The following is a 21072-nucleotide window of genomic DNA, read 5'->3' as shown; positions in this document are numbered from 1 at the left end:
CGGCTCAACGGCCCGTTATCGCCACGCGGCGTCTCGAGAGCGCGTCGACGGTGGCGGCGAGCAGCAGCACCAGCCCGGTCACGATGGACACCACGGCCGCGGGCTGCCGCAGCAGGCCCAGCCCGTTCGACACCACGGCCAGCACCGCGCCGCCGACCACCGCGTCGGCCACCCGGCCCCGGCCGCCGAACAGGGAGGTGCCGCCGATCACGGCCGCGCCGACCGCGAACAGCAGGGTGTTGAGCCCGCCCGCCTGCGGATCGACCGAGCCGACCTTCGAGGAGTAGACGATGGCGCCGACCGCCGCGCAGGCCGAGCAGATGACGAAAACGCTTGCCCGCAACTGGGTTACGTTGATGCCCGCGCGCCGGGCCGCCTCCAGGTTCCCGCCGACGGCATAGATGTGACGGCCGTAGGTGGTGCGGGTCAGCACGTAGGTCCCCGCGACCAGCAGCACCAGCACGATCGGAACCACATACGGCACACCGGAGATCACGATCAGCTTGCTGGGTGAACGATTCACGGTGAGCAGCGCCGTCACCACAATCGCGAATCCGCTGAGCACCACCACTTTCGCGACCACCAGCGGCGTCGGCGACGTGACCAGCCCGCGACGCCGGCGCCGCAGATGCCCGCCCAGCGTGACCGCCGCATAGCCACCGGCCGCCACCACGCACAGCATCCAGCTCCCGGCCGTGGACAGATTCCCGTTCGCGACCGCATTGAGCACGTGCGAGGAACTGATCCCGAGCACCCCGCCCTCGCCGATGAGCTGCAGGATCACCCCCTGCCACGCCAGGAACAGCGCCAGCGTCACCACGAACGACGGCATCCCGATCTTCGCGATCAGGAAGCCGGTGATGCACCCGATGGCCGCGCCCACACACACCGCGAGCAGCATCTCGATCCACGGATTCGCCTGAAACCCGATGACCGTCAGCACGATCCCCAGCACCGAGAACGCCACCCCCGGCCAGATCCGCAGCAGCCCCGCCAGGATCGCGGCCAGCACCAGCATGGCGTTGAACACGAAGAACACCGTGGATCCCATGCCGGTCAACAGGTTCCCGTTGTCGACGTAGTGCATGGCCAGCACCGCCCCCGCCACCCCGGACGCCGTGCCCGCCGACAGATCGATCTCCCCGATCAGCAGCACGAACACGATCCCGATGGCGATGATGGTCTGCCCCGCCCCCTGCGCCAGCAGGTTCGCAATATTGTTGAGCGAGAAGAACACATCCGACATCAGCGAGAACAGCACCACCAGCGCGATCAGGCCCAGGATCGCGGGCAGGGACCCGATATCCCCGGCGCGCAGCCGGGCGGCGTAGTCGCGCACGGCTTCTCGCGTCGACCGTGTCGTGGTGTCGATCCCGAAGTCGGTGATGGCAGTACCCGGTTCGGCCGCTGCCGATTCCGAAACATTGGTCATAGCAGTGGCTTCCTCACAGCACCGCGGCTTCGGGCCGCGCCAAGCCCAGATCGCCGGAACGCCCGGCGGTGATCAACTCCACCACCTGGCCGGTGGTGACATCGGCGGTCCGCACCTGCGCGGCCATCCGGCCCAGGTACAGCACCGCGATCCGATCGGCGACCTCGAACACGTCGGCCAGGTTGTGGCTGATCAGCACCACCCCAAGCCCCTGTTCGGCCAGCCGCCGCACCAGATCCAGCACCTGCCGGGTCTGCGCCACCCCGAGCGCCGCGGTGGGTTCGTCCAGCAGCACCAGATTGCTGTTCCACAGCACGGCTTTCGCGATGGCCACGGTCTGGCGCTGCCCGCCGGACAGGGCTGCGACCGGGGTGCGCACCGATTTCACGGTGCGCACCCCCAACGAGGCCAGGGTGCGCCGCGCCGCCTCCTCCATGCTCGCCTCGTCCAGCAGCCACGGCTTGCCGCGCTCCCGGCCGAGGAACATATTGGCCACGATGTCGAGGTTGTCGGCCAGGGCCAGGTCCTGGTAGACGACCTCGATGCCGAGCGCCGCCGCATCCTTGGCGCCACGCAGGTGTACGGGTTCGCCGCGAAATCGCACTTCGCCGGAGTCGGCGGCGTGGATTCCGGCAACACATTTCACCAGCGTGGATTTGCCCGCGCCATTGTCGCCGACGAGTGCGGTGACCTCTCCCGCCGGCACGGTGAGGTCCACGTCGTGCAGCACGTGCACCGGTCCGAAACTCTTGTTCAGGCCGGTGATCTGGAGCAGCGGCTCACTCATGTCTCTCGATCCTCAGGCGATGCCGAGTTCGGTGCAGGCGGACTTCACATCGCCCGAGCAGACGTCGGAGGCCTTCACGAAGCCCGAGTCCACCACCTGCTTGACCTCTGCCCTGGTGATCAACTGCGGTTGCAGCAGCACCGATTTCACGTCCCGCTTGCCCTTGGGATCCTGACTCACGGCCTGCGCCAGGGCATCCGCGGCGGCCTTGTCGCCCTTGGCCAGGGCCACGGCGAGTTTCGCGGCGTTCTCGGCCTCCTCCTTGATGGGCTTGAACACGGTCATGTACTGGTCCCCGCGCAGCACCGCCTTGAGGCCGTCCACGGTGGCGTCCTGACCGGTCACCGGCACCTTGCCGTTGAGACCGTTCTTCTTCAGCACGGTGATCACCGCACCGGCCAGGCCGTCATTGGCGGCGACCACGCCGTCGACCTTGCCGTTGGCGCCGGTGAGGATCTGCTCGAAGGTGGTGCCGCCCTTCTGGTTGTTCCAGTCGTCGATGGCCTGGCTGCGCACCAGCTTCAGCGCGCCCGAGTCGTAGAGGGGCTGGAGCACCTGCTCCTGACCCTGGTGGAACAGGGTGGCGTTGTTGTCGGTCGGCGCGCCCTCGATCTCGACGACCTGCGCACCCGGCTTGTCCTTCAGCGCGGTGGCCAGCCCCTGGCCCTGCAGAGCGCCGACCTTCACATTGTCGAAAGACACGTAGTAGTCGGAGGATCCGCCGAGGTTGAGGCGGTCGTAGTCGATGGTCGGAATGCCGGCCTGCTTGGCCTTGGCCGCGACCGCGCTGCCCACCTCGCTGTTGATGGAGGCGATCAGCAGCACCTTCACACCCTTGGCGATCATGCCGTCGGCCAGGGTGGAGAACTTCTGGACATCGCCCTGCGCGTTCTGCACGTCGGCGTCGAATCCGGCCTCGTTCAAGGCTTTCTGCAGTAGCGGCTTGTCGAAGGATTCCCAGCGGGCCGAGGTGGCGGTCTCGGGGAGGATGACCCCGACCGTCCCATTGGCGCCGCCGCCCGATGGCGCACTCGACGAGGAGGTCGTGCTGCTGGAGTTGGATCCGCAGGCGGTGAGGGTGAGCAGGCCGGACAGTGCGAGCGCGGCGGCGGCGTAACCCCGTCGGCGTCCGGACTTCGTCGGCGGGAGCGCGCTTTTCGTCCTCATCAGGGTGACCTTTCACGCGGCGGTCACTGGTTTGCGACCGCGCACACGGCATATGTTGTGGGCAACAACATATGCCGTGTGAGTCACTCATATGGGACGTTTGGCCAAATCGATGCGGCCGGTTCAGGGCAGCAGGATGACCTTTCCACCCGCGTGCCCCTCGATGACGAGCTCGTGCGCCGCGGCCGCCTCCGACAGCGGGAACGTCTTGGCGATCGCCAGATCCAGCTTGCCCGTGGACAATAGCGGCAACAACTCACGCCAGGCATTGCCGCGGATCTCGGTGCCCGGATCGGCCCCGGGCCCCATACCGAGGGCTTTGAACCCCTCCGCGGCCGCCCGATCGAACGCCACGATGGTCGCGATCCGGCTCCGGTCGGCCACCAGTTCCGCAGAGACGTCGATCGCCTCCTCGGTGCCCACCGTGTCGAGGGCAACATCGATTCCGTTGGGAGCCAACGCCTTGACGCGATCAGCCAGTCCCGGGCCGTACGCGACCGGCTCGACACCGTAGGCGCGCAAGCGTTCATGCCGGCTCGGCGAGGCCGTGCCGATCACCCGCGCGCCCCGCGCCACCGCCAATTGCGCGGCCAGCGCGCCGACACTGCCCGCGGCACCGTGGATCAGCACGGTGTCCCCCGGCCCGACGCCGGTCGCGGCGAGCAGATGCACCGCGGTGCCGCCGACACTGAGCACACCGGCCGCATGCTTCCAGTCCACATCTGCGGGTTTGGGCACGACCCGGGCGGCCGGCACGGTGACGGCGGTGGCGTAGCCGCCACCCACCGTCGCGATCACCTCGTCGCCGACCGAGATCGGACCGGTCGGCCCCTCGGCGTCGGGACCCACCGCGGTGACCACTCCGGCCACCTCCAGGCCCAGCCGGATGGGCAATTTGCTGGGATCGGTGCCGAACGCACCGCTGTAGAGCTTGTAGTCGAAGGGATTCACGCCGGCGGCCCGCACCGCGATGCTGACCTCACCCGGCCCCGGCTCGGGCACCTCGACCTCGACCAGCGACAAGACTTCCGGTCCACCGTAAGCGGTGGCAACGACAGCAGTAGCCATCCCGCGATCATACGAAAAAAGGACCGCCCGTCCCCGCTACCCGGGGCTGGACGGTCCGAAAGTTTCGACCGATCAGAACTTGCTCAGCGGCGACTTGTCCTTCGAGCCCGACACCGCCTTGTACAGCATGTACAGACCGAAGACGATGGCGCTCACCAGCAGAATCGGGAACAGTGCCTTGATCAGCCACCCGAGCACCGCGAAGGCGATCCACACGAGGACGACGACGCCGAGAATCTTCCAGAACATTACTGACCTCCCTAGTCTCCGAACCGCCGTCCGCGCGATCCGACACCATCCATACTGCGTCGCCCGCCTGAGAAAATCACCAGGTCAGCAGCGAAATCCGGGACAGATCAGGGTTCTCCCCGAGTCCCCCGGCCGAGGCAGCAGGCCGCGTTCGCCGGGGCCGCAGCCCGCCGACCTGCAACAGCCCTGGCCACGCCCCGGGAAAGCCCGGTTCACAGCGGACAGGTCAGGGATTGGCGCGGAAGCGCTGGTCGGCGAGATCGGTGAGGGCCTGGGCCCAGCCGTCGAGGCGGTCGGCGGCGTCGCGCAGGCCGACCATGGCCCAGCCGAGATCGTCGGCGATGGCCGCGCTCTCGGGGACCGCCAGCACCCGGGCCGCGGCCGCGACCATGCCCTCGTATTCGACGACTCCGCCGTCGAGGCGGATGGAAACGGCCCGAACGTGCTCGCCCAGTGGTGAATTCGCGCCGAGCGCACCGGCGGCCCGCTCCATGGCGACCACATCCTGTGCCAGCGCGTGCAGTGCGGCGGCCCCGGACGCGGCTGTTTCCAGGGTGTCGTTGAGATCGTCCTCGGGAAGCCGGCCCGTCCGTGCGATCTGCGAGTGCAGCCCGTGCAGCGCCCGCTCGGCCCGGACCAATCGGGCGATCGACGCTCGCGCCGCGGACCGGATCGGCGGCAGCTTCCGAGGCACGAAAGCGGCCTGCGGCAGCGGCTCCCGGCGCATCTCCAGATACCGCCGGGCCGTCACCGCGGTCCCGGTGACCAGCGCGACCGCACCACCACCGACCACGACCACCGCCCAGGCCGGCGCCGAAATCAGCACCAGTCCAACGGTTCCGGCCGTCGTCAACCCCGAAGCCGTTCCCAGCCGGAAACTCCGGCGCCGTGCCCGGCGCCGCTTCCGCAGCTCACGCTCCCGCGGATCCGCCCACTTCCGCACGGCCACCAGCGCCTGCTCCCCCACACCCCGCAACGTGTCCGGCAGCCGCTGCGCCAACTCCTCGGGCTCGAACCCGCTGGGCGCCAACACTTCTCGCACCGCCTCGGTGGCCCGCTCGCGCCGCGCCGGCTTCCGCCGGCCGCTTCCGGCCGGACCAGGCCCGGCCCCCATCATGCCCGCCGCGAAGGCAGGCTGCGCGCGGGCGGGGCGGCCATGGAAACCGGTCAAGTGGGGTGGATTGTGCTCCGGCGCTGGGACAGTGCCCGCGGGCGGCACGGAAGCCGTTCCGGGCCCGGCGGTTTCGGAGTGCGCGGGAGGCTGAGGGTTTGCGGGCGGCGGGAACGGGGAGGGGAAACCCGGGATGGGATCAGCGGTTTTCGTGCGGGCTCGGCGCAGAAAACGGGCAGGGGAGGTCGCGGGACTGTTGTCGGCCCGCGATCTCCCCATCGTGCACTACCTTTCGCGCAGCAGTTACTGCTGGGCGGCCTGGCCCTTGTTGAAGTTGGGCTGGGCGGCCGGCTGCGCGGGCTGGCCCTGCGGGATCTGCTGCTGGGTGCCACCGGCGGGCAGCGAGTCGCCGCGCATGGAGGCGCGGATCTGCTCGAGGCGGTTGTGGCCCGCCATCTGGACGCTGGCCTGCTGGACCTCGAGCATGCGGCCCTGGACCGAGTTGCCCGCCAGCTCGGCGGCACCGAGCGCGTTGGCGTAGCGGCGTTCGATCTTCTCGCGCACCGCATCCAGGCTCGGGACGGCGCCGGGGGCCGACAGGGTGGAGTCCATCTGCTGCAGCGAGGCCGAGACCTGCTCCTGCATCTTGGCCTGCTCCAGCTGCGAGAGCAGCTTGGTGCGCTCGGCGACCTTCTGCTGCAGCAGCATGGCGTTCTGCTCGACCGCCTTCTTGGCCTGCGCGGCGGCCTGCAGCGACTGGTCGTGCAGCACCTTCAGGTCCTCGACGGACTGTTCGGCGGTCACCAGCTGGGCGGCGAAAGCCTCAGCGGCATTGGTGTATTGGATGGCCTTCTCGGTGTCACCGGCACCGCTGGCCTGGTCGGCCAGCATAACCGCCTGGCGCGCATTGGCATTGAGCTTCTCGACCTCGTCCAGCTGGCGGTTGAGCTTCATCTCCAGCTGGCGCTGGTTGCCGATCACCGACGCGGCCTGCTGCGACAGGGCCTGATGCTGGCGCTGGGCCTCCTCGATGGCCTGCTGGATCTGAACCTTCGGATCCGCATGCTCCTCGATCTTCGAATCGAAGAGGGCCATCATGTACTTCCAGGCCTTCACGAACGGATTAGCCATCGATTGATCCCGCCTCCATATGACGTGCCGCGCCCCGTAGCGCGACAGTAGTGCGCGACCGTCGCGCACCCCTGTTGTCCCTATCTCCACTGTGCAACGGCCGTTCCGGAGATTTCGGCAACAGCGCGACGCCTCCGGCACGAAGCCTACAGAGAATTTATCCCTTTCGGCTCCACAGCACAGTGATCACTTGGCAGCCACCAGCACCAGACGATCCGACTTCGGGGCCGGAATCACAATGCGGGGGCCGAAAGTTCCATCCGCGGCCAGGGCAACGTCGCCGTCGCCACCCCGCGGGGTAACCTTCGCGGCCACCTTGGCGAGCCCGGCTTTGGCGGGCACTTTGCCGGCTCCCACACCCGCGGTGGCCTTGTCGGCGGCCAGCGCGGTGGCCTTGTCGGCGTCTGCCATGGTGGAACTCACGTCGAAGAGCACCTGCGCCAGTGGCACGTCCAGCGCCTGGCAGATGGCGGCCAGCAGTTCACTGGACGCCTCCTTGCGGCCGCGCTCGACCTCCGACAGGTACCCCAGACTCACGCGCGCGGAGGTGGAGACCTCACGCAGCGTCCGGCTCTGGGCAACCCGAGCGCGCCGCAGGCTTTCCCCGATGGCTTCTCGCAGCAGCGTCATCTCGTTCTCCTCACACTCGTCTCGCCGGACCCAGCGTTTGACTGGACAACGTCCGGCGTCGGCCGCGCGTTCCCGGCCTCGTCACTCGTCCCTGACGATGCGGACGAGCTCGGTGACCGCGGCGCGAACCGCGCCCACCCTGATCGTCCACCGGTCCCCCGACAACTTCAACCGAAGTACCTCGGTGGACTCCGGACCCGCTATACCAAGGAATACCGTGCCGACCGGTCGCCCGTCCTGTGGTTCGGGTCCGGCGACTCCGGTGAGCCCGATTCCCCAGTCCGCTTCGCAGCGGTGACGGGCTCCGACGGCGAGCTGTTCGGCGGTGGTCGCGGCTACCGGTCCGTCGGCGGCCAGGGTGTCGGCACTCACACCGGCCAGCGACTGCTTGAGGTCGGTGGCGTAGACGATCAGTCCACCCCGCAACACCGTGCTGGCGCCCGGAATTCCCGCGATGGTGGCGCTGAGCAGTCCCGCGGTCAGCGATTCCGCGGTGGCCACCGTCTGGCCGGCGGCGGCGAGCGCGGCCACCAACTCGGCGGCGGGCGCCGAGGTGACGAGCGGGTCGGGCGGAATGGGCGGAGCGGTGGCTACGCGGGACAGCGCGGTCTCGACGTCGGGCCGCACGTCACGCCGCACGGCTGCCGCCCGGCGACCCGAACCAGAGGCGGGCCGCTTGCACGACGTAGTCGAGACCGGTGACGACCGTCAGCACGACGGCCGCATACATCAAGTCCATTCCGGCCGAAGCGAATCCGCCGGAGAGCGGCAGCAACAGCACGGCAATCGCGACGGACTGCACCAGCGTCTTGAGCTTGCCGCCCCGGCCCGCGGGAATCACCCCGCGCCGGACCACGGCCAGCCGCAGCAGGGTCACGCCCAGCTCGCGGGCCACGATGACGATCGTGATCCACCAGGGCAGATCGTGCAGCATCGACAATCCGACGAGCGCGGCCCCGATTAGCGCCTTATCGGCGATCGGGTCGGCCAGCTTGCCGAAGTCGGTGACCAGGCCGTATTTGCGAGCGAGTTGCCCGTCGATGCGGTCGGTGATAGCGGCGACGCCGAACAACCCGGCCGCGATCCAGCGCCACTCGGTGTCGTGCCCGCCGTGGGCGAACAGCGCCAGCAGGAACAGCGGCACGATCAGGATGCGCAGCACCGTCAGCACATTGGCGATGTTCAGCAGTGGCACGGCCGGCGGTTCCGCCGCCTCCGGACGGGGCACGGGGGCGAAGCCCGGACGCGCCGCGGGACCGGCATCGGTCCAGCGACCCTCCAACTCGTCACGTTGCACAGTCACCAGCGCCCCCACCGGCCGAGACACCGGCCATGGTTTCCGGACCATGCCGGTATGTGGGAGGGCTGGATGTGCGACACACCGATAAGCCTATCGGTACGCGGGCCGACTACTGTGCACCCCATGACAACACGGGCACCTGACAGTGGTTCGATCGGCGGGCATGCGGCGATGGCGCCGGTCGTCCGCCGAGCGCGAACCTCTGACGTGCCCGAGATCAAGAGCCTCATCGACATCTACGCCGGCCGGATCCTGCTCGAGAAGAACCTGGTGACGCTGTACGAGGCGGTCCAGGAATTCTGGGTGGCCGAGCGCGACGGCCAGATCCTCGGCTGCGGCGCGCTGCACGTGCTGTGGGCCGACCTCGGCGAGGTGCGCACGGTCGCGGTGCATCCGGACATCAAGGGCACGGGCGCGGGGCGGCTGATCGTGGAGCAGCTCATCGCGGTCGCACGCGAACTGGAGCTGAAGCGGGTGTTCGTGCTGACCTTCGAGGTGGATTTCTTCGCCCGGCACGGGTTCGCGGAGATCGAGGGCACGCCGGTGACCGCCGAGGTGTACGCCGAGATGTGCCGGTCCTACGACACCGGTGTCGCCGAATTCCTGGATCTGTCCTACGTCAAGCCGAACACGCTCGGGAATACCCGAATGCTGTTGACGCTCTGACCTTCTCCGTATCCGTACCGACTTCGATCAGGAGCGAGCCCATGGCCGTCTTCGCCGTCCACTACGTCTACTCCGAGGCCACCGTCCCCGGCCGCGACATCCACCGGCCCGACCACCGGGCCTGGCTGAACAGCCTGGTCGATGCGGGCACCGTGCTCACCAGCGGTCCGTACCCGGACGGGTCGGGCGCGCTGATCCTGGTCCAGGCAGACGACCTGGAGGCGGTGACCACGCTGTTCGAGAACGACCCGTTCAACCGCGAGGGTCTGCTGACCGACAAGCGCATCGTCGAATGGCAGCCGACCATGGGCGCGTTCGTGTCCTGATCAGGCTTCGACCGTCTCGCGCCTGCCGGAGTCGGCGCTGCGGCGGATCGCGTCCAGGACACGATGCACGTGCAGGCCGGTCCCGAAGGACGGGACCAGCTGGAGGTTGCGGCGGAGGTCGCCCGCCAGACGGTCGTAAAGCCTTGCCACATTGCGGGATTCGATCGGCAGCGTCGCGCAGGGTCCGGCCTCCTCGGGGGTCAGGTCCTGCCACGCGCCACCCGGGCCGTTGGATCCCAGCAGGCGCAGGTCGCTCATCTGGATGCCGCCCGCCCCCGAGGGGCCGTCGCTGACAATCACCAGATCACCGTCGGTGCCGGAGATTTCGATCCGGGTGCGGCCGTCGGTGACCTTGCCGTCGTGGATGTGGGCCGATACCGGTATGCCGGTGTCGGTGCGGCCGGTCAGCAGCAGGTGGTCCGGGCTGGTGACCGATACCCGCTCGCCGGTCTCGTCGATGACGGCGAGCGGGTGGCGGATCGCGAGCTCGGCCGAGACCTCGGTGAGCGGGCCGACCAGGGATTCGACCGTCGCGAGGGTGTGGCCGCCCGCGACCTCCAGCATTCCCGCGCCGTTGTCGCGGTCCAGGGTGTAGGCCGCCCACTGCGGGATGCGGCCGCCGGCGCCCTTGCCGCGGGCCGCGTAGACCGTGACCGACACCACCTTGCCCACATGGCGGCTGTTGACCATCAAGGTTCGCGCACGCTGGACGACGGGGGCGAGCCCGGCCTGCAGTCCGACGACGTGTAGTCCCGGAACGTCCGCGGCCGCGGCCACGATGCCCTCGGCTTCGGCGGTGGTCCGGGTGAGCGGCCATTCGGAGTAGACGTGCTTGCCCGCGGCCAGCGCGGCGCGGATCAGTTCGGCGTGCGCGGGGACCTTCACGGTAATGACGACCAGGTCGACATCGGGATGCTCGGCGAGCTCGCGCGCATCGGTGAAGGCGTGGTCCGCGCCGAACAGGTGGGCGGCGCGTTCGGCGCTCTCGCGGCGGCTGGTACCGACCGCGGTCAGCTCGTAGTCCGGCAGGGCGCGCAGGGCCGGGACGTGGGCGCGGGTGGCCCAGCCCCGGTCCGGGTTCGCGCCGATGATTCCCACTCGGATGCGGTCCGACATCACTCGCTCCTTCATCAAACGGACTCGATGCGTCCGTTTTGGACGCTAGCCAAACGGACTCGGAAAGTCCACTTTTGCTAGAGTGCGGCCATGACCGCCGTCGATCGCCTGCTGGCCCGGGATGCCGCGCCGACTCCCCGCGCCGATGCCCGCCGCAATCTCGAACGGCTGGTCACCGCGGCGCGGGCGGCGGTGGCGGAGGTCGGGGTGGCGGTCACCGCGCAGGAGATCGCGCAGCGGGCCGGGGTGGGTAAGGGGACCTTCTATCGGCGGGTGCCCTCGCTCGACGCACTGCTGACGGCGGTGCTGCAGGAGGTCCTCGACGAAGGCATCGCGGCCGCCGACCGCGCCCTCGTCCAGCCGGACCCGTGGCAGGGATTCACCGAATTCGCCGCCGCGTACGTGGGTTTGCGGGCGGAGAGCTGCGGGGTCAACGATGCACTGGGCGGCGCGGCCAGCGGCGAGGTGGACCGCTGCATCGGCGACCTGCGCGACCGGCTGCGCGAATTGGTCGGCAGGGCACAGCAGAACGGCTCGATGCGGGCCGATATCGCCTGGGAGGACGTGGCTTTCGCGCTGGCCGGGGTCGGCACCACCGATCACACCGTCGGCCTGCGGGCGGCCCCGGATCAATGGCAGCGCACGCTGCGCATCGTGCTGGACGGGCTGTCCGCACGCCGGTGACCACCGGTCCGGTGGTGGCACAACACGACCGGCGGACTACCGTCGATCTCGTGCGATCGGATGATGCCACGGCTCTGTCCAGGTTCCGCGCCGCCCGGGTGGCTCGGCTGGCCACCGCCGATGCCACCGGGCAACCGCACCTGGTCCCCATCACCTTCGCCGTCTCCCCCGTCGATTCGCCGCTTCTCGTGGTCACAGCCATCGACCACAAACCCAAGTCGACGACGAATCTGCGACGGCTCCGCAATATCGCGTCGAATCCCCGGGTCTGTCTGCTCGCCGATCACTACGAGGAGGACTGGACTCGGCTGTGGTGGACCCGGCTGGACGGCAACGCTGAAATACTCACCGCCCCTGCCGATCTCACCACTCCCCTGACCTGGCTGGCCGCCAAATATCCCCAGTACCGGTCCGTTCCGCCCACCGGGCCGGTGATCCGGATCGACGTCGAGTCGGTGCGAGGCTGGTCCTACTCGGTGTGAGCGCCGTGCTCAGAACATCCCATTCGGCGTGCGTTCCGGATCGGGGACGGGTTGCACCACGTCCCAGTGCTCGGTGATGCGGCCGTCGTCGAGACGCCAGATGTCGGCGACCGCGTCGCCGCCGGTTCGGTCGCCCGTGTCCATGCGGTAGTGCACGACCACGTATCGGTGATCGGCGATCACCCGGGCGATCTCCAGGTGCGCCCGTGCGACCGGTGCATTCGTGATGTGGGCGATGAACGCCTCGCGGCCGGAGGGATTATCGGGACTGTGCTCGATGAAGTCCTCGGCCAGCACGTCGGCCAGGACGGTGTGATCGCCGGCCGCGAATCTGGCCATGGCCTCGGTGACGAGCCGCCGGTTGGCGGCGGCGGTATCGGTGATGTGCGTATCGGTCATGCTTCGACCACACCGTGCCGAAGCAGCGAAGTCGATTACATCGCAGGTGATGGCACCCGCTCCGGGGCCGCGGTTATCGTGACGGCATGAACGCGGGCGAACCGGACACCGTCGGGCACCTGCTCCGCCAGTGGCGGCACCGGCGCGGGCTGAGCCAGCTGGAATTCGCCTGTCTGGCAGATGTTTCCGCCAGACATGTCAGCTTCGTCGAAACAGGTCGCACGATTCCCAGCCAAGCCATGCTGCTGAGGTTGGCCGACCACCTCGAAGTCCCGCTGGCCCAGCGTAATCGCCTGCTCGTCGCGGCCGGGTACGCCCCGATCTTCCAGCACCGCGATTGGCACACCGCGCCGGAGCTGGCCGTCGCACGCGCGGCGGTGGAGCAGATTCTGGCCGGGCACGAACCGTTCCCGGCGCTGGTACTGGACAGCCGGTGGAATCTGTTGTCCGCCAATGCCGGCGCCGCCGTGTTCTTCGACGGCGTCGATCCGGACCTGCTGAGCCCTCCGGCCAATATGATGCGGCTCGGTCTGCATCCGCGGGGATTCGCCTCGCGGGTGGGCAATGTGGCGCAGGTGCGCGGCCGGCTGCTCGCGCGACTGGCGCGACAGGTCGCCCAGACCGGCGACCCGGTGCTCGCGGCATTGCACGACGAGGTCCGGGGCTACGGCGGGGACGACGACCCGGCTTTCTCCGCCGAGGGCATCGACGACATCGCCCTCCCGATCCGCCTGCGTCACCGCGACCATGACCTGACGTTCATCAATACCGTCACCACCTTCGGCACGGCGACCGACCTCACCCTGGCCGACGTGGTGGTCGAGTCCTATTACCCGGCCGACGCGATCACCCGCGACGCCCTCCGAAACCTGGCCGCAGGACGCCTATCCGCGTAGGTGAGTACGGTCACGCTCGCGAACCAGACCAAAATGTCGGCGCGCGGCATCATGAACAGGCCGATTCCGATCGGGTCGACCTTCCAGCCGCCGTCCTTCTGCACCGCCGCGCCATGACGGTTGAGCAGCAACGGAATTCCGTGCTTCTCGATGGTGAAGGACCACGGCGGTGACCCATCTACTTCGCTCTTCTGCGGTAAAACCGCTGGGAAGCATGGGTATTCGGAAGGCGGGCAGACTGTTAGGGTCGGCGGATGAGCGATGGTACGCAGCTTCGGATCGGGATTCTCGGTGCGGCGAATATCGCGCCGACGGCGCTGATCGGTCCGGCCGGGCGAAATCCGGAAGTTGTCGTGGCCGCGGTCGCGGCACGGGACCGGGCACGGGCGGAGGAGTTCGCCCGCAAGCACGGGATCGGGCAGGCCTACGACAGCTACGAGGCGCTGGTCGGGGCGGACGACCTGGACGCGGTGTACATCCCGCTGCCGAACGGCCTGCACGGGCGGTGGATCCGCGCCACGGTCGAGGCCGGCAAGCATGTGCTGTGCGAGAAGCCGTTCACCGCCGATGCCGGAGAGGCGCACGAGATCGCCGCGCTGGCGGAAGCATCGGATCGGGTGGTGATGGAGGCGTTCCACTACCGCTATCATCCGCTGACGCAGGCGGCCGAGAAGATCATCGCCTCAGGCGAATTGGGGACGCTGCGGCGGGTGGAGACCGCGCTGTGTTTCCCGCTGCCCAAGTTCTCCGATATCCGCTACAACTACGACCTCGCGGGCGGTGCGCTGATGGACGCGGGCTGCTATGCCGTGCACATGGCCCGGACCTTCGGCGGCGAGCAGCCCGAAGTGGTTACGGCGCAGGCGAAGTTGCGCGATCCGCGGATCGACCGCGCCATGACCGCGGAGCTGCGCTTCCCCTCCGGGCACACCGGCCGGATCCGCTGCTCCATGTGGTCGTCGGATCTGGTCCGGATCAGCGCCACGGTGATCGGCGATCGCGGCCGGATGCGGCTGCTCAATCCGGTAGCGCCGCAGCTGGGGCACGTGCTGTGGCTGAGTACCGAGAATGGCCGCAGCCTGCGGCAATTCGGGCGGCGCGCGTCGTACGACTATCAGCTCGACGCCTTCGCCGGGGCAGTGCTGCGGGGCGAGCCGATCCTCACCACACCCGCCGAGGCCGTCGCGAACATGAGCGTCATCGATGCCGTCTACCAGGCGGCCGGTCTGCCGCTGCGCCGGCCGAGCTGACATCACGACCGCCCCTCCGGGACCGGGCGGGACCCCGGCTGCCGAGCGCGGAGCGCGAGGGCCCACCATGTCCGGTGTGAACACCCAGACTTGCGACGTCATTGTCATCGGGGCCGGACCGACCGGCGAGAATGTCGCCGACCGCACCGCCGCGGCCGGGCTCGACACGATCATCGTCGAGTCGGAGCTGGTCGGCGGCGAATGCTCCTACTGGGCTTGCCAGCCCAGTAAGGCGCTGCTGCGCCCGGCGCTGCTGTACGGCGAGGCAGTGCGCTTCCCGGGGGTCGGCGCCGCGGTCACCGGGCCGCTCGACACCCGCGCGGTGCTGGAACACCGCGACCGCATGGCCTCCGACTGGAACGACCACGGCCAGGTCGAATGGGTCGACAAGGCCGGTATCTCACTCCTGCGCGGCCACGGCCGGCTCGACGGGGTGCGGCAGGTGACGGTGCAGACCCCCGACGGCGACACGGTGCGATTGCGGGCCCGGCACGCCGTCGCGATCTGCACCGGCAGCCGCGCGGCACTGCCGCCGCTGCCGGGACTGGATGCGCTGCGGCCGTGGACGAGCCGGGAGGCCACCAGCGCGTCCGAGGTTCCGGGGCGGCTGGCCATCGTGGGCGCCGGGGTGGTGGCGACCGAAATGGCCACGGCCTGGCGGGCACTCGGCTCGCAGGTCACGCTGATCGCGCGGGGTGCCCGCCTGCTGGACCGGATGGAACCCTTCGCCGCCGACCTGGTCGCCGACCGGCTCCGGGCGGCGGGCGTGGACCTGCGGTTCGGGCGGACCATCGCGACGGCCGAGCGGGCGGGTGGGCCCGAGGACAGCATCCATCTCACTCTCGACGACGGCGCGCGGATCGTCGCGGATGAACTGCTGTTCGCGACCGGTCGCGCGCCGCGCACCGCGGACATCGGCCTCGACACCGTCGGACTGGACGCGGGCACGTGGCTGGCCACCGACGACACCTACACGGTGACCGCCGTCGACGGCGAATGGCTGTACGCCGCAGGCGATGTCAATCATCGGGCGCTGCTCACCCATCAGGGCAAGTATCAGGCGCGCATCGCGGGCGCGGTGATCGCCGACCGGGCCCGTGGCCGCACGCTCGAGACGGGTCCGTTCGGACGGCATTCGGGCACCGCCGATCTGGTGGCCGTGCCGCAGGTGGTGTTCACCGAGCCGGAGGTAGCGGCGGTCGGGCTCACCGCCGCGGAGGCCGCGCGCCAGGGCCGAGCCGTCGATATCGTCGACTACGACCTCGGCCGCGTTGCCGGTGCGGTGCAATACGATCCGGACTATCGCGGCCGGGCGCGGGTTCTCGTCGATCCCGAGCGCGGTGTGCTCGTCGGGGCGACGTTCGCCGGGGGCGGGGTGGCCGAGCTCCTGCATTCGGCGACCATCGCCATTACCGGCGAGGTCCCCATCGATCGGCTCTGGCACGCGGTCCCCGCGTACCCCACGATCAGTGAGATCTGGCTGCGGCTGCTGGAAACCTATCGCGATCAACAACATTCGCGGGTGCAGGCCGCCGGGGACTCGGCGTCCTGAGCGAGGGTCGCGGAATCCAGAACTGCACCACCGATTCCGGCGCCGGGTCACGGTGAGGCCCGGCGCCGGAGGCGGTTACAAGGAGCCGCGTTGCCGCAGGTTCCCCGCACGGTCGAGCTCGACGACGGTGTCGATGCCGATCCGGTGCAGGAACGGATAGTCGTGGCTGACCACCAGGATCGCGCCGCGATAGTCGGCCAGCGCCTCGACCAGTTGATCGACGCTTGCGATATCGAGGTTGTTGGTCGGCTCGTCGAGGATCAGCAGCTGGGCCGGTGGATCGGCCAGGAGCAGGCGCGCCAGCGACACCCGGAAGCGTTCACCGCCCGACAGTGTCGAGACCGGGCGTTCGACACTGCCGCCGCGAAGCAGCAAGCGGGCCAGCTGATTACGGATCGTGGCCGCTGCGGTGGTGGTGGCCACCGCGTGCACGTTGTCGAGCGCACCGGCCTGCTCGTCGAGATTGTCCAGGCGTTGCGGCAGGTAGCCCACCCGGTCGGTGAGCAGGGTGCCGCGTTCCGGGTGGCGGCCACTGAGCAGGTGCTCGATCAGCGTCGACTTGCCCGCGCCATTGGGTCCGATCAGGGCCACCCGTTCCGGACCCTGGATGACGATGGTGCGCTCGCCGTCACCGAGTTCCGCGATGCGCCGGCTGCGTGGCACGTCGGGGTCCGGCAGGTCGAGATGAATGTGCTCGTCGCGGCGGACCCGCGCGGCCGCGGCGTCCAGGACATCCTGGGCGGCACGGACTTTCGCGTCGAGCGTGGTGCGCATGGCCCCGGCCGAGCCCTGCGCCCGGCTGGCCCGGTTGCCCGCGAGGATGCGTGGAATGCCACCGTCCCGCTGCGTCGCGCGCGCGGTGCGCTCGCGCCGGGCCAGTTTGGTCTCGGCCTCGATGCGCTGCCGCTTCTCGACCTTCAATGCCTGCTCGGCGGTTCGCGCCGCCTGCTGGGCCGCTGCCTGTTCCTGCTCGACGTGCTCCTGCCACGCGCTGTAGGGACCGCCGTACACCTCGAGGGTCGCGCCGTGCAGTTCCGCGGTGGCGTCCATGCGCTCCAGCAGTTCCAGATCGTGACTCACCACGACGAGCGTGCCCGGCCACGAATCCACGAATTCCGCCAGCTTGGCGCGGGTTTCGCGATCGAGGTTGTTGGTGGGCTCGTCGAGCAGCGTGATCGGGGTGCGCCTGATCCGCAGCCCGGTGACGGCGATGAGAACGGCCTCACCGCCGGAGATCTCGCCGATCCTGCGGTCGAGATCGGCTGCGCTGAAACCGATTTCGTGCAGCATTTCGTCGGCACGGGCTTCGATGTCCCAGTCGTCGCCGATCGTCTCGAAGTGCTTCTCCTCGGTGTCGCCGGCTTCGATCGCCCGCAGGGCGGCGAGTGTGCCTGCGATACCGAGCAATTGCGCGATGGTGTCGTTCTGGGCGAGCGTGAGGTGCTGCGGGAGATACCCCACGTCGCCGCTGGTTTCCACCCGCCCCGAGGTCGGGGTCAGGATGCCGGCGATCAGGCGCAGCAGCGTGGACTTCCCCGCACCGTTACGCCCCACCAAACCGGTACGCCCGGTGGTGAACACACCATCGACCCCCGCGAGAGCGACGGTCCCGTCGGGCCATTCGAATGACAGATTCTGCAGCGTGATCGCCGCTTGCATGGATGAAGACATGTGTCGACAGACTCTTCCTGCTCATGGGTTTACCGACGCCGCCGATACACACCGGAAATCAACGGCCCATTCCCGATTCGGAACGCCGTGCAGCAGGTGTGATCGCAACGCCGCCTTCGAGTAGGCGGCTAGAGTCTGTCGACCTCGATGAGCATCCGGCCACCCTACCAGGCCCCGCACGACCCGGGCCGGCGGCAATCAAGCCGTCGTGCCCACAGCACCCCGCTGACAGTCGTCGAGCTTCAGAATGAATCGGGGCAGGTGGGGATCGGTGGCGGGCAGGTTGTCCGGGTCGAGGTCCCACCATTGGCCGCCGCGGCGGGCCATGTCGATGTGTCGCTCTGGTCGTCGAAGGGCGTGATCGCCGCGACGACATCCGCGACCATGGCGGTAGCAGGCTGCATACCGGCGAACCTACCTCTGGGGTACGACACCGAGGGGACGGGCCTGTTCAGGTGGCAGCGAGTGCTTCGCGGCGAATCCATTGGAGCAGGGTGGGGTTGTCGACGGTGGTGACGACATTGACCGTGGCCCGGTGATACCGGTCGCTGTCGAGCAGGGCGAGCAGGCACGCGGCCAGGTCCGCCCGGGCGGTGAACCTGCGGTCGGCGTGACCCTCTACGAGGGTGTAGTCGGTGACCCGCGGAAGGTGGTAGAGGCCGCTGGGGCGGATGATCGTCCAATCCAGATTGCTGGCCTGAACGAGTGTCTCCATCCGCCGCATGTCGTCGTAGAGAGTCTTGCCCAGCACTCGAGTCACATAGGGCAGCAGTACACGGTTGAACAGGATTCCGGCATCGGAGTACGGGTGCGGGTCGACTCCTGTCGAGCTGACCACCGCGAGCCTGCGCACCCCATGCCGTTGCATCGCGGCGACGATATTGGCCGCCCCGTGCGAATAGGTGCTGATCGGTTCCTTCCCGGCGGTGACCCCGAGTGTCGACAAGACCGCATCCCGCTGAGCCACAGCCGCGTCCACGGCGGCCGGATCGAGCACGTCGGCGCCGACAACTTCGAGCCGATCATGGTGCAGTGGAAACGATTCCGGCTGCCGGGTGACCGCTGCGACGTGATGTCCGGCGTCGAGTGCCTGCGCGGTGAGCAGGCGGCCGGTACGACCGTTGGCTCCGAAGACCGTGATACGCATGATGATGTCATCCTCCTGTTCGGTAACTGGACGAACACAAGTAGCCGGTGCCCTCGCGCCTGTGACAGCGCCGGGGCGTGACGAGCGTCACCGCCGCCGGGTGTCACACGAAGGCTTGCCCGGGCCACGTATGCGCGACACAGGCTGGAACAGACGAGCAGGAGCGAGATCATGAGCGACAGCGACCGGGCCACGCAAACCTTCGTCACCCACCGCAATCTGCTGTTCACCGTCGCCTACGAGATGCTCGGCTCGGCCGCGGACGCGGAGGACGTGCTGCAGGAAACCTGGCTGCAGTGGATGGGCGTCGAGCTGGACACCGTGCGGGACCAGCGGGCCTACCTGGTTCGGATCACCACCCGCCAGGCCATCCGGCGGCTGCGCACGCTCGGCCGCCGCAAGGAGTCCTACGTCGGCCCGTGGCTGCCCGAACCACTGCTCACCGCACCCGATGTGGCCGAGGACGTCGAGCTGGCCGAGCACGTGTCGATGGCGATGCTGCTGGTCCTGGAAACCCTCACGCCGACCGAGCGCGCGGTGTTCGTGCTGCGCGAGGTGTTCGGCCTGGACTACGACGAGATCGCCGCAGCGGTCGAGAAGACGCCGGCCGCGGTCCGCCAGATCGCCCACCGGGCCCGGTCGCACGTAGCGGCGCGCCGTCCGCGCGGGGTCGTTTCCGCGGTCGAGGCCAGGGCGGCGCTGGGGGCGTTCCAACGAGCCATCGACACCGGAGACCTGCAGGGCCTGCTCGACCTACTGGCACCCGACATCGTTTTCCTCGGCGACGGCGGCGGAATCAAGCAGGCGCTGTTGCACCCCGTCGTAGGTGTGGATCACGTGGCTCACCTGCTATCCGGCGGATCACGCTGGATGGGCGGTGACGCCTCCGCCGAACCCGCACAGGTCAACGGCTGGCCCGCGCTGGTCATCCGACTCGACGGACAGATCGACGGAGTCGTGGCGGTCCGGATCGACGACGGCCTCGTCACCGGGCTCTACTTCGTGCGCAACCCCGAGAAGCTGTCACGGATCGCACAGGAGACCACAGTCAGCCGCTGAATCCGGGTGCACCGCACCAACAAACTCCGCCCGGTCGGGTGGCGATATTTCGCGTCGGATTCGGGGTGATCGCCGCCGGGGTTCGGAAAGTCTGCGCCAGAATGGTTTTGGCGGTTAACGATCGGGTTCGGTGGGACGACATCAGGGCAGCGGATCCATTGTGGATCGTGGTCGGGGTGATTCGGGTTCAAGGTCAGGGGAGACCTATGCGCAGCACACATGTCAGCCGTCGGTCGATCGCGTTCGCGCTGGTGGGGCAGCGAGCGGGGGTGACCGTTCTCGGCGTCCTCGCTTGCGGGGCGGCGATTGCGGGCTGCACGACAACGTCGACGGATTCGCCCACCAGCCAGCCATCGGCGACAGCTACCGCCGCGGCGACGGCTACTGTCCCGGGCTCGCTACCTGGAACAACCGCTGTGCCGACAACGTCCTTGGTGGCCGAGCCCCCGGTCGTGCCGACTCGGGCACCGTCGAAGGTGCCGGAGTCGAGCACCGAACCGCAAGCCGGAAAGACGTTTCCCGGCGAGGGCCTCACCGCTCAGCAAGCCCGTGACCTGCAGCAGGGCGTGGACAGCGGGCACCAGCCGTGGCGCCTGGATCGCGTCCAGGTCGCAAAGGCCTTCGTGCAGCAGCGATTCGGATGGGCCACTGTTCAGGCCGCCGCGGACGGTCCGACCAGCGTCGTGGTCACCAATCAGGACGGCAGCAAACTCACGTTGCAGGTCGGTCAGCCGGTGACACAGGGCAGCGGCGGCATCTGGGTCGTCGACAGCGGCGCCTGGGACTGACTCCGGCGGGAAGGCACTCGGCACCGGCGCGTTCACAAATCGTCGGGCGCACACGGATTCGCTGATTCCTGTTCGTACACAACATATTTCGGGCCGTGCACGGTGGGGCACGGCCGACAGCAACCTGTTTCGGGAGCGCGTAATCGGGAACCCGATGGACA

General features: G+C 68.8%; 23 protein-coding genes. 9 read left to right on the top strand and 14 right to left on the bottom strand.

The genetic code is table 11. The features are described from left to right. Positions 1-4 precede the first annotated feature (4 nt). The 10 genes from ABZV44_RS22875 to pgsA form a co-directional block, all read right to left on the bottom strand. Positions 5-1432, bottom strand: a complete 1428-nt coding sequence (locus tag ABZV44_RS22875; protein WP_354839578.1) for an ABC transporter permease — start codon at positions 1430-1432, stop codon at positions 5-7. Between the two features lie 13 nt (positions 1433-1445). After that, positions 1446-2219: an ATP-binding cassette domain-containing protein gene (locus ABZV44_RS22870; protein ID WP_040859440.1), complete on the bottom strand. Its 774-nt coding sequence runs from the start codon at positions 2217-2219 to the stop codon at positions 1446-1448. A 12-nt stretch (positions 2220-2231) separates the two neighbouring features. Further along, complete coding sequence (locus ABZV44_RS22865; protein WP_354839574.1) at positions 2232-3386, bottom strand: substrate-binding domain-containing protein; 1155 nt, start codon at positions 3384-3386, stop codon at positions 2232-2234. Between the two features lie 123 nt (positions 3387-3509). Then, the gene (locus tag ABZV44_RS22860) at positions 3510-4454 is read right to left on the bottom strand and encodes an NADP-dependent oxidoreductase (protein ID WP_354839571.1); all 945 of its coding nucleotides are present in this window, start codon (positions 4452-4454) and stop codon (positions 3510-3512) included. A gap of 72 nt (positions 4455-4526) precedes the next feature. Further along, entirely contained in the window at positions 4527-4703 is a 177-nt protein-coding gene (locus ABZV44_RS22855) for a hypothetical protein (protein ID WP_354839568.1), read from the bottom strand. Between the two features lie 226 nt (positions 4704-4929). After that, entirely contained in the window at positions 4930-5874 is a 945-nt protein-coding gene (locus ABZV44_RS22850; protein WP_354839565.1) for a hypothetical protein, read from the bottom strand. 243 nt (positions 5875-6117) lie between these two features. Next, positions 6118-6945: a phage shock protein PspA gene (gene pspA, locus ABZV44_RS22845; RefSeq protein WP_354839563.1), complete on the bottom strand. Its 828-nt coding sequence runs from the start codon at positions 6943-6945 to the stop codon at positions 6118-6120. 186 nt (positions 6946-7131) lie between these two features. Next, positions 7132-7575, bottom strand: coding sequence for a helix-turn-helix transcriptional regulator (locus ABZV44_RS22840; protein ID WP_354839560.1), 444 nt, complete (start codon positions 7573-7575; stop codon positions 7132-7134). 81 nt (positions 7576-7656) lie between these two features. Further along, positions 7657-8151: a CinA family protein gene (locus tag ABZV44_RS22835; RefSeq protein WP_354839737.1), complete on the bottom strand. Its 495-nt coding sequence runs from the start codon at positions 8149-8151 to the stop codon at positions 7657-7659. Between the two features lie 52 nt (positions 8152-8203). Beyond that, entirely contained in the window at positions 8204-8803 is a 600-nt protein-coding gene (gene pgsA, locus ABZV44_RS22830) for a CDP-diacylglycerol--glycerol-3-phosphate 3-phosphatidyltransferase (RefSeq protein ID WP_354839735.1), read from the bottom strand. A 195-nt stretch (positions 8804-8998) separates the two neighbouring features. On the opposite strand from pgsA, the gene ABZV44_RS22825 reads away from it, so the two are divergent. Both ABZV44_RS22825 and ABZV44_RS22820 read left to right on the top strand, forming a co-directional pair. Continuing rightward, complete coding sequence (locus ABZV44_RS22825) at positions 8999-9541, top strand: amino-acid N-acetyltransferase (RefSeq protein WP_354839557.1); 543 nt, start codon at positions 8999-9001, stop codon at positions 9539-9541. Positions 9542-9582: 41 nt separating this feature from the next. After that, positions 9583-9867 (top strand): YciI family protein, encoded by a 285-nt coding sequence (locus tag ABZV44_RS22820; protein ID WP_354839554.1) that lies wholly within the window; start codon positions 9583-9585, stop codon positions 9865-9867. Here ABZV44_RS22820 and ABZV44_RS22815 read toward each other — a convergent pair whose 3' ends face one another. After that, positions 9868-10983, bottom strand: a complete 1116-nt coding sequence (locus ABZV44_RS22815; protein WP_354839551.1) for a Gfo/Idh/MocA family oxidoreductase — start codon at positions 10981-10983, stop codon at positions 9868-9870. 90 nt (positions 10984-11073) lie between these two features. Here ABZV44_RS22815 and ABZV44_RS22810 point away from each other — a divergent pair, with 90 nt between their 5' ends. Both ABZV44_RS22810 and ABZV44_RS22805 read left to right on the top strand, forming a co-directional pair. Then, positions 11074-11667, top strand: a complete 594-nt coding sequence (locus tag ABZV44_RS22810) for a TetR/AcrR family transcriptional regulator (RefSeq protein ID WP_354839549.1) — start codon at positions 11074-11076, stop codon at positions 11665-11667. Between the two features lie 50 nt (positions 11668-11717). Next, entirely contained in the window at positions 11718-12149 is a 432-nt protein-coding gene (locus ABZV44_RS22805; RefSeq protein ID WP_354839546.1) for a TIGR03668 family PPOX class F420-dependent oxidoreductase, read from the top strand. A 9-nt stretch (positions 12150-12158) separates the two neighbouring features. Here ABZV44_RS22805 and ABZV44_RS22800 read toward each other — a convergent pair whose 3' ends face one another. Next, complete coding sequence (locus ABZV44_RS22800; RefSeq protein WP_354839543.1) at positions 12159-12548, bottom strand: nuclear transport factor 2 family protein; 390 nt, start codon at positions 12546-12548, stop codon at positions 12159-12161. A gap of 86 nt (positions 12549-12634) precedes the next feature. Between ABZV44_RS22800 and ABZV44_RS22795 the strand changes: the two genes are divergently transcribed. The 3 genes from ABZV44_RS22795 (at position 12635) to ABZV44_RS22785 (ending at position 16246) form a co-directional block, all read left to right on the top strand. Next, entirely contained in the window at positions 12635-13444 is an 810-nt protein-coding gene (locus ABZV44_RS22795) for a helix-turn-helix transcriptional regulator (protein WP_354839541.1), read from the top strand. Positions 13445-13698: 254 nt separating this feature from the next. After that, positions 13699-14694, top strand: coding sequence for a Gfo/Idh/MocA family oxidoreductase (locus ABZV44_RS22790; RefSeq protein WP_354839538.1), 996 nt, complete (start codon positions 13699-13701; stop codon positions 14692-14694). A 67-nt stretch (positions 14695-14761) separates the two neighbouring features. After that, complete coding sequence (locus ABZV44_RS22785; protein ID WP_354839535.1) at positions 14762-16246, top strand: NAD(P)/FAD-dependent oxidoreductase; 1485 nt, start codon at positions 14762-14764, stop codon at positions 16244-16246. A 75-nt stretch (positions 16247-16321) separates the two neighbouring features. Here the strand turns inward: ABZV44_RS22785 and ABZV44_RS22780 are convergent, their stop codons facing one another. Then, the gene (locus tag ABZV44_RS22780; RefSeq protein ID WP_354839532.1) at positions 16322-17917 is read right to left on the bottom strand and encodes an ABC-F family ATP-binding cassette domain-containing protein; all 1596 of its coding nucleotides are present in this window, start codon (positions 17915-17917) and stop codon (positions 16322-16324) included. A gap of 451 nt (positions 17918-18368) precedes the next feature. After that, positions 18369-19064, bottom strand: a complete 696-nt coding sequence (locus tag ABZV44_RS22775; protein ID WP_354839529.1) for an NAD(P)H-binding protein — start codon at positions 19062-19064, stop codon at positions 18369-18371. Positions 19065-19235: 171 nt separating this feature from the next. Between ABZV44_RS22775 and ABZV44_RS22770 the strand changes: the two genes are divergently transcribed. Together ABZV44_RS22770 and ABZV44_RS22765 are read left to right on the top strand one after the other, a co-directional pair. Next, positions 19236-20123 carry an RNA polymerase sigma-70 factor gene (locus ABZV44_RS22770; protein ID WP_354839526.1) on the top strand — a complete coding sequence of 296 codons (888 nt, stop codon included), beginning with the start codon at positions 19236-19238 and terminating at the stop codon, positions 20121-20123. A gap of 416 nt (positions 20124-20539) precedes the next feature. After that, positions 20540-20911, top strand: a complete 372-nt coding sequence (locus ABZV44_RS22765; RefSeq protein WP_354839524.1) for an acyl transferase — start codon at positions 20540-20542, stop codon at positions 20909-20911. Positions 20912-21072 lie beyond the last annotated feature (161 nt).

The organism is Nocardia sp. NPDC004860 (assembly GCF_040609015.1).
Classification (GTDB): Bacteria; Actinomycetota; Actinomycetes; order Mycobacteriales; family Mycobacteriaceae; genus Nocardia.
This window is presented reverse-complemented; position numbering and strand designations above follow the sequence as displayed.